This window comes from Martelella sp., from assembly GCF_984369615.1.
The window spans coordinates 1-8,245 of the sequence record NZ_CFHTCS010000199.1 but is presented as its reverse complement, the minus strand read 5'-3'; the positions used below and the strand labels follow the sequence as shown (position 1 = coordinate 8,245).

At 62.9% G+C, this 8,245-nt stretch carries 11 protein-coding genes; 10 read left to right on the top strand and 1 reads right to left on the bottom strand.

The genetic code is table 11. From position 1 onward, the window contains the following. The 7 genes from AC5DC2_RS15255 to AC5DC2_RS15225 all read left to right on the top strand — a co-directional run. A partial coding sequence (locus tag AC5DC2_RS15255; RefSeq protein WP_491699092.1) for an acyl-CoA dehydrogenase family protein occupies positions 1–469 on the top strand: 469 nt, incomplete at its 5' end. A gap of 26 nt (positions 470–495) precedes the next feature. Next, positions 496–858 (top strand): hypothetical protein, encoded by a 363-nt coding sequence (locus AC5DC2_RS15250; RefSeq protein ID WP_024709333.1) that lies wholly within the window; start codon positions 496–498, stop codon positions 856–858. Between the two features lie 19 nt (positions 859–877). After that, entirely contained in the window at positions 878–2,164 is a 1,287-nt protein-coding gene (locus tag AC5DC2_RS15245) for an aromatic ring-hydroxylating dioxygenase subunit alpha (RefSeq protein ID WP_491699091.1), read from the top strand. Further along, entirely contained in the window at positions 2,161–2,655 is a 495-nt protein-coding gene (locus tag AC5DC2_RS15240) for an aromatic-ring-hydroxylating dioxygenase subunit beta (RefSeq protein ID WP_491699090.1), read from the top strand. Before AC5DC2_RS15245 ends, AC5DC2_RS15240 begins: the two co-directional genes overlap by 4 nt. Then, entirely contained in the window at positions 2,655–3,416 is a 762-nt protein-coding gene (locus AC5DC2_RS15235; protein WP_491699089.1) for an SDR family NAD(P)-dependent oxidoreductase, read from the top strand. The genes AC5DC2_RS15240 and AC5DC2_RS15235 overlap by 1 nt, the downstream gene beginning before the upstream one ends. Before the next feature lie 8 nt (positions 3,417–3,424). Beyond that, positions 3,425–4,393, top strand: coding sequence for a PDR/VanB family oxidoreductase (locus tag AC5DC2_RS15230; protein WP_491699088.1), 969 nt, complete (start codon positions 3,425–3,427; stop codon positions 4,391–4,393). An 11-nt stretch (positions 4,394–4,404) separates the two neighbouring features. Further along, a complete protein-coding gene (locus AC5DC2_RS15225; protein ID WP_491699087.1) occupies positions 4,405–4,914 on the top strand; it encodes a flavin reductase family protein in 510 nt (169 codons plus the stop codon). Positions 4,915–4,928: 14 nt separating this feature from the next. On the opposite strand, the gene AC5DC2_RS15220 is transcribed toward AC5DC2_RS15225, so the two are convergent. After that, positions 4,929–5,378, bottom strand: a complete 450-nt coding sequence (locus AC5DC2_RS15220) for a MarR family winged helix-turn-helix transcriptional regulator (protein ID WP_491699086.1) — start codon at positions 5,376–5,378, stop codon at positions 4,929–4,931. A 123-nt stretch (positions 5,379–5,501) separates the two neighbouring features. Between AC5DC2_RS15220 and AC5DC2_RS15215 the strand changes: the two genes are divergently transcribed. From AC5DC2_RS15215 to AC5DC2_RS15205, 3 genes are all read left to right on the top strand, one after another. Beyond that, a complete protein-coding gene (locus tag AC5DC2_RS15215) occupies positions 5,502–6,530 on the top strand; it encodes a TRAP transporter substrate-binding protein (protein ID WP_024709326.1) in 1,029 nt (342 codons plus the stop codon). Next, positions 6,527–7,054: a TRAP transporter small permease gene (locus tag AC5DC2_RS15210; RefSeq protein WP_082781129.1), complete on the top strand. Its 528-nt coding sequence runs from the start codon at positions 6,527–6,529 to the stop codon at positions 7,052–7,054. The genes AC5DC2_RS15215 and AC5DC2_RS15210 overlap by 4 nt, the downstream gene beginning before the upstream one ends. Next, positions 7,054–8,245, top strand: a 1,192-nt coding sequence (locus AC5DC2_RS15205; protein ID WP_491699085.1) for a TRAP transporter large permease, incomplete at its 3' end; no start/stop codon positions are given. The genes AC5DC2_RS15210 and AC5DC2_RS15205, both read left to right, overlap by 1 nt.

Sequence of the window (8,245 nt, the reverse complement as noted above, 5' to 3'; positions counted from 1 at the left end):
CGCCCAGGTTCTGCCGGTCGTAGCGCTTGGCGCCGCCCGCGGCGCGCTCGACTGGGTGAAACAGGATGCGCTCAACCGCGCTTCGATCACCGGCGCGCCAAGCCCGGCCGCCCGCGCCTATGTCCAGATCGATTTCGCCCGCGCCGAAGGGCTTCTCGGCGGCGCGCGCGCCGCCTTCTACGACACGATCGAGGAGGGATGGCGGCAGATGCAGGAAAATGGCGAGGTCGACCCGACCACGCAGATCCGCCTGCGCCATGCCGCCTCGCGGGCCGCTCAGGACGGCGCGGAAGCCGCGCGCATCGCCTTCACGCTCGGCGGGTCGAACGCCATGGCCACCGGCCATCCGCTCGGCCGGGCGATGATCGACGCGGCCTGTGTCGCCCAGCACGCCTTCATCAATACCGGCAGCAATCAGGCGGCGGGCGCGGCGCTGTTCGAACAGCCGACGCCGCCCGGTTATCCGTGAGTTTCCATTTCTGAAAGGACCACCCGATGTCAGAACCGACACCGATCCGCACACTGCTGTGCTTTGCCATGCAGCCGGCCTTCTTCGATCTGCCGTTTTCCGGGATCGGGCCCGTCTGGAAAGGCACGCAGACCCTGATGGCCAGCATATCGAAACTCGAAGGCGTGGAGGTCATCGGCACGCTCGATGATGACCAGACCCAGGTGGGCACATCCCAGTCCTTTCCGTGGACCTGGTACATGCTGTGCGATTTTCCCGACCGCCAGTCGGTCATCGCCGCCTGCAACTTCCTGCGCACCATCGTCGTCGATGACGATGACCACCGTCTCTGGAAATACATGCGCGTCGAGGCCCGGATGGGCCGGGCGCTGACGATTCCCGAACTCTGAGCCTTTGAGAGGAGCATCCATGTCTTACGCATCGCCGCAGACAATGCCGAAATTCAGCGACCTCGACGCGCTTTACTCGCCTGACGCGAAGGTGGCCACGTCGATGTACGAGGACCCCGACCTTTTCAAGGAAGAGATGGAACGCATCTTCCACCGCACCTGGGTCTGGGTCGCCCATGAAAGCGAAGTGCCCGACAAGGGCTCGTTCAAGCTCTCGAATGTCGGCCTTGAGCCAGTAATCGTGGCGCGCGACCGCAAGGGCGTTCTGCATGTCATGGTCAACCGCTGCCGCCACCGCGCGGCGACAGTCTGCGAGGTCAAGAAGGGCAAGACCTCGTCCTTCCAGTGTCCCTATCACGGCTGGGGCTATGGCCTTGACGGCTCGCTGCGGGCGCTTCCCTATCCCGAGCAGTATGGCGACGACTTCAGCAAGGAGCAGCACGGTCTCAAGCGCCTGCGCACCGAAAGCTATCAGGGCATGGTGTTCGCCACCTTCAACGAGGATATCGAGCCGCTGACCGATTTCCTCGGTCCGAAGGTCTGCCGCTATATCGACCTGTTCATGAAGCAGGGCGGCGGCTTTCCGGTGAAGGTGCTGGGCGAACATCAGTTCACGGTTCCGATGAACTGGAAGGTCCAACTCGAAAACACCACAGACGCCTATCACTTCCCAGTGGTCCACAAGAGCTTCATGCAGACGCTCGATGGCGCGACGGAAGACATGTTTGACTTCCTCGACAAGGGCAAGGGCTGGGTCGAGGATCTCGGCAACGGTCATTCGGTGATGATGATGATCCCGGAACTCGAGGATCTCGATGCCAATCTCGATCAGCCGATCCCCGAGCGGTTTGAAGGCCTTGCTGAGGAACTGCGCGGCGAGGGCTATCCGGAGGATCAGGTGCGCAAGATCGTGCGCGCCGTCGGCGGCGCGGGCTTCAACCTCAACCTGTTCCCCAATGTCTCCTTCTCGCTCGCCTTCTTCCGGGTGCTGACGCCGGTTGCGGTCGATCGCACGGACATCCGCCATATCGCTATCGGGATGGAAGGCGGACCGGCGGCCGCGAACCGAGCGCGCATCCGTCTGCATGAGCATTTCCAGGGTCCGATGGGCTTCGGCTCTCCCGATGATGCGGAAGTGTGGGAGCGCGTCCAGCGCGGCACCAAGGGCGGCGAGGATCTGCCGATCCTGGTCAACCGGGGCATCGTCGATGAGGAGCCGGGCGAGTTGGGCCCGCGCGGGCATATCAGCGCCGAAACCGGCATGCGCGCCGCCTACAAGATGTGGAAGAGGATGATGTCGGTATGACCGCGACCAAAGCAACCAACGATCTGGCGCTGCTGCAGAAGGTCAGCGCCTTTATCTGGAATGAGGCGGCACTGCTCGATGCCAAGGACTACGATTCCTGGCTCGATCTGTGGACCGACGACGGCATGTACACTCTGCCGATCGGCGACACCGAGGATTTCGACAACGCCGTGAACCTCTGCCATGACAACGCCAAGATGCGGCGCGACCGCGTCGGGCGTTTTCAAAGGGGTTTCGCGATTTCCTCGGCGCCGCCGGCCGAAACAGTCCGCACCGTGTCTCGCTTCGTGATCACCAGGGTCGAGGGCGATGAAGTCACGGTCGAAAGTGCCGAACACCTGATCGAGGACAAGTTCGGCCGTCAGCGCGTGTGGGCCGGCAATGTCACCCACCGGCTTGTGGCCGATGGCGACAGCTTCAGGATCGACGCCAAGATCGTCCGCCTTCTCAACTCCGACGGGATGCTGAATTCGTTCAGCTATCTGTTCTGATGGCCGCGCCCCTGCCTGAAAAGATCCAGACTGCGGTGGTCACCGGCGGCGCGCGCGGTCTGGGCGCCGAGATCGTCCGCGCGCTGCATCGCGCGGGCTTCCGGGTCGTCATTTCCGATGTCGATCCGGAGCCCGCCACGGCGCTCGCCTCCGCGCTCGATCTCGCCGGCGAGACGGCGGTGACGGCAACGCTTGACGTCAACAGGCCGGAAGACTTCCAGTCCGTGCTCGACAAATGCATCGAGCGCTGGGGCTCGGTCGAGGTGCTCGTCAACAATGCGGCCCGCACCGCCGTCAAGCCGGTGCTGGAGATCGATCCCGCGGAGTTCAACGCCATCCTCGCCACCAATGCCGGCGGGGTCTTTGCCGGCAGCCAGATATTCGGCCGTCATTTCAAGGCGCGCGGCTATGGCCGGATCGTCAATCTGGCCTCGCTCGCAGGCCAGAACGGCGGCACGGCCACGGGCGCGCATTACGCGGCGTCCAAGGGCGCGATCCTGACGCTCACCAAGGTCTTCGCCCGCGATCTCGCGCCCTTCGGCGTGACCTGCAACGCCATCGCGCCGGGGCCGATGGATACGCCGATGGTGCGCTCGGTGATCACGCCGGACAAGATGGCCGCGGCGCTCGCCAACATTCCGGTCGGCGAACTCGGCGATCCGGTGTTCGTCGCCGAACTCGCGGCGCTTCTGGCCGGCCCGAAGGCCGGCTTCGTCAATGGCGCCTGCTGGGACGTCAATGGCGGCATCTACATGCGGTGAGGTTTATCATGGAAGAACAAACGCTCACTTTGAAGATAGCCGAACGGATCGAGGAGCCGGGCAATATCGTGCGCTTGCGGCTGGTGGATCCGGAGGGCGCGGCGCTGCCGAAATTTGAGGCGGGCGCGCATCTCGACCTTCATTTGCGCGACGGCGCGCTCGATCTGTGGCGGCAGTATTCGCTTTGCTCCGATCCAGCCGAGACCGGGTTTTACGAGATCGGCGTTTTGCTCGATCCCAAAACGCGCGGCGGCTCGTCGGCTGTGCACCGCCTCGCCGTGCCGGGTGCGCGTTTTGAGGTCGAGGGCCCGCGCAACCATTTCCCGCTTGCAGAAGACGCCGAAACGACGGTGCTGTTCGGCGGCGGCATCGGGGTCACGCCGATGCTGGCGATGGCGCAGCGTCTTCACGCGCTCGGTCGCGATTTCACGCTGCACTACTGCACGCGGTCGCGGGACCGCACGGCATTTCGGACAGTGATCGAACAGGCGCCTTGGGCCGAAAGCGTGGTCTTCCATTTCGACGACGGCGATGACGCGCAGAGGCTCGATCCCGCCCGCGATCTGCCGCCGCCCGGCAAGAACACGCATCTCTACGTTTGTGGTCCCGAAGGTTTCATGGACTGGCTGATCGGCTACGCCGAGGCGAATGGCCATGACGGCGGCACTGTGCACCGGGAGTATTTTTCCGCCGATATCGATGCCTCCGGCGACACGTTTGAAGTCGAGGCCCGGCTTTCCGGGGTCACGGTCACGATCGGACCGGAAGACACGATTGCCAAGGCGCTGGCGCGCGCCGGCGTCAAGATCGAGGTCAAATGCGAGGAAGGGGTCTGCGGCACCTGCGTCACCGACGTTCTGGAGGGCACGCCCGATCACCGCGACAAGTTTCTGACCGATGAAGAGCGCGAGGAGGGCACGATGATCTGCGCCTGCTGTTCGCGCGCCTGCACCTCCAGGCTCGTTCTGGATATCTAGGGAGAATGACAATGGCTTTTGATGCACCGGACGAACAGGCGCTGGCGTTCCGCGAGGGCATGAGCCGGCTGGGCGCGGCGGTGACGCTGCTGACGTCGGACGGCGTTGCCGGCCGGCACGGCATGACGGCCTCCGCCGTCGTTTCCGTGACAGACACGCCGCCCACGCTGATTGTCTGCGTCAACCGGAAAATCCGATGCCACGACCTGTTCGTCGAGAATGGCGTGCTGGCGGTCAATGTGCTCGCCGGCCGGCATCAGGAACTGACCTCCCGCTTCGGCGGCAGGTTTCAGGGCGATCGCTTTGCCGGGAATAACTGGATCAAACTCAAGACCGGCGCGCCGGTGCTGGAGGATGCCGAAGTCGCCTTTGACTGCCGGATCGTCGATGTCCGCCCGGTTGGCTCACACTCGGTTATGACATGCGAAGTCGAAACCGTCCGTCTCCACGCACTGGGCGCAGAGGGGCTGATCTGGTTCGGCCGCCATTTCCATCACCTTCATGCGGGCGCGCCCAAATGAGAACAGACGGCGCGTCACAGACGGTTGAGCTGGCCGAAGACCTTTTCCAGGATGGCGTTGAGCGCGGTCATCTCCTCGTCGCTCACATCCTGAAAGCTGATGTCGAAGACCTGCCGGGCCTCCGCCAGTGCCAGCGCGCGAAGGCGGTCGCCTTCCGCCGTCAGGCAGGCTTCCGTGACGCGCGCGTCACTCGGGCGCACGCGCGTGGTGACAAGGCCATCGCTGATCATGCGCTGAACGACCTTGGTCGTGGTGTTCAGCCGCATGGTGGAAAATTCCGCGATTTCGGAAATCGAGAGATAGGTATCTTCGTAAAGCGACATCAGCACGCGCCAGCGCGGCACGTCGATGCCGATCGGCTTCAGTCGTTTTTCAAGAACCTGCACATAGCGCGCGTTCACGCGGCTGACCCAGTAAAACGGCCAGTTTCTCTTGAAATGCGGATTCGTCTGTTTCGCGTTCACGCCACGGTCTCGGTTTCGTCTGTCGGTTATTCAAACTGTCCGCGGGCGCCCGGTCCCGTCGGATGCGCTGGCAGACGTTCGTATGCACTCTTCACTTCAACCAAAAAAGGGGAATAAAGTAAAATGAACGTAATTTTTCGTGTTCTGTCCGCCGCCAGTGTCGGCGTAATGATGTTTGCCGGAACGGTCAAGGCCGAAACCGTTCTGACGCTCTCGAGCTGGGTGCCGGCCACCCATCCGCAGGTTGCCAACTTCATCGTGCCGATGGCCGCCGATATCGAACGGGTCACGGAAGGCCGGGTCAAGGTGAAAATCCTGCCGGCCCCGCTCGGCCCGCCGGCCGCCGCCTTCGACCTCGCCAAGAACGGCGTGGCCGATATCACCTACTCCGTGCAGGGCTACACGCCGGGACGCTTCAAGACCGCGGCCATCGGCGAAATGCCGTTCCTCAGCGATGACGCGGTGGCGACATCGGTCGCGTTCTGGCGCGTCTACGAGAAATATCTCGCCTCAGCCGGCGAATATGATGGCGTGAAGGTCATGGCGATCTACACCCATGGGCCGGGCGAAATGTTCTCCTCGAAGCCGATCGAAAACGTCGACGATATCGAGGGCCAGAAGATCCGTATCGGCGGCGTCGTGGCGAAAGACATCGTGACCTCGCTTGGCGGCGTGCCGGTCGAGGGCCCGTCCTCGAAATCCTACGAACTGCTCAGCCAGGGCGTCGCGGACGGTATCTTCTTCCCCTACGAATCCGTCAATTTCTTCAAGCTGATCGACCTCGTTGACTATGGCTATGCCGTGCCGGGCGGCATTTACAACACCGCCATGTTCGTCGTCATGAACCAGGGAAAATGGGACAGCCTGCCGCCGGAAGACCAGGCCGCGATCAGCACGATCATCGGCGAGCCGCTGTCGCGCAAGGCCGGCGAAATGTGGAACGAGGCCGACGCCAGGGGCCGCGCCGCCATGGAAGGCAAGGTCCGGATCCACGAAGCCGGCGAAACGGACATGACGGCGCTGCGCGAAAAGCTGCAGCCGATCATCGACAACCAGATCGCCGTGGTTTCCGCCACGGGCGTTGACGGTCAGGCGGCCTACGAAATGCTCAAGGCGGAAATCGCCAAAGTCGAAGCGGAGTCCGCGCAATGAAGGGCTTCCATGTCCCCGGCACGGATGAAGAGGGAGGCGGCCTTGCGGCCGCCTCCCCCATGTCCGGCCTCGTCAAGAAAATCATTGCCTGGATCAGCGCCGTGTTTCTCTGCGTGATGATGGTGCTGACCGTCATCGACGTCGTCGGGCGTTATATCTTCAACGCGCCGCTTGCGGGGGCAACGGAGATGACCGAACTGCTGCTCTCCGCAGTCATCTTCATCGGTCTGCCTGCCGCGACGCTCGATCGCGATCACGTAACGGTGGATTTCCTCACCGACCGGCTGAACGGCGGCATCGAGCGCATCCGCGTGCCGGCGATCGCGCTTCTCTCCGCCGCCATCATGGCTGTCGTGGCCTGGCGGCTCTGGCTGATGGGCGACCAGATCGCGGGTTATGGCGGGGTCACCGTTTCGCTGCACCTGCCGGTGGCGCCGCTTGCCTATCTGGCAGGCATTCTCACCGGCCTTTCCGCCTGCATCATGCTGGCGATGGCGGGTTATGCCGCACGGAGAGGTTCGTGATGGAGCATTGGGAAATCGGAATGCTCGTGCTGTTCGGCCTGCTTCTGGCCGGGTTGCCGATTTCGCTGGCGCTGACGGCCATCGGCATTGTCGGAACCGCGACGATCATCGGCTGGGAGCCGTCTTTCGCCCTGCTCGGCCAGACCTTTTTCGACAACAGCCGCAGCTACTCGCTGTCGATCCTGCCGCTGTTTCTGATGATGGGCAATTTCGTCGTGCAGTCGGGCGTTGCCCATGATCTTTATGACGCCGCCTATGCCTGGCTGAGGCACCGCCGCGGCGGTCTGGCGATCGCGACGATCCTCGCCTGCGGCGGTTTTTCCTCGGTCTGCGGCTCCTCGCTTGCCACGGCCTCGACCATGGCCAAGATCTCCATGCCCTCGATGCGCCGCTTCGGCTATCCCGACGGGTTGTCGACGGCCTCGATCGCTGCCGGCGGCACGCTCGGCATTCTGATCCCGCCCTCCGTGATCCTGATGTTCTACGGGTTGATGACCCAGCAGGACATCGGAAAACTGTTCATCGCCGGCATCGTGCCCGGTATTCTCGGCGTCTGTCTCTATGTGGCGGCGGTCTGGATGTCGATGAAGGCGGGTCGCGTCGAGGTGCCGGTCGAACCCAAACTGCCGCTGATCGACAGGATCCGTGCGCTGAAGGGCGTCTCGGGCGCGCTGGCGCTGTTCATCTTCGTCATGGGCGGTATTTATCTCGGCGTGTTCACGCCGACCGAAAGCGCGGGAATGGGAGCGGCGGGCGCCTTCCTTCTGGTGGTACTGCGTCGCCGGATGAGACTTCAGGAAGCTCTTTCGACGCTTTACGACACGGCCAAGACCACAGCGATGATGAATTTCATCCTGTTCGGCGCGCTGACATTCGCCAATTATGTCAATCTCTCCGGCATGACGAGCGACATGCAGACCATTCTGACGGGTTTCGGCGACAATCCGTGGGGCGTGATCCTGATGATCACCCTGATTTACCTCGTGCTCGGCTGCATGCTGGAAGGCCTGTCGATGATTACGCTGACCGTGCCGATCTTCTATCCGATCGTCGCCCAATACGGCTTTGATCTGATCTGGTTCGGCATTTATGTCGTGATCGTCACCGAGGTCAGCTACATCACGCCGCCCATGGGCCTCAACGCCTTCGTGTTGCGCTCGGTGGTCAAGGACGTTTCGCTTGCGACGATAT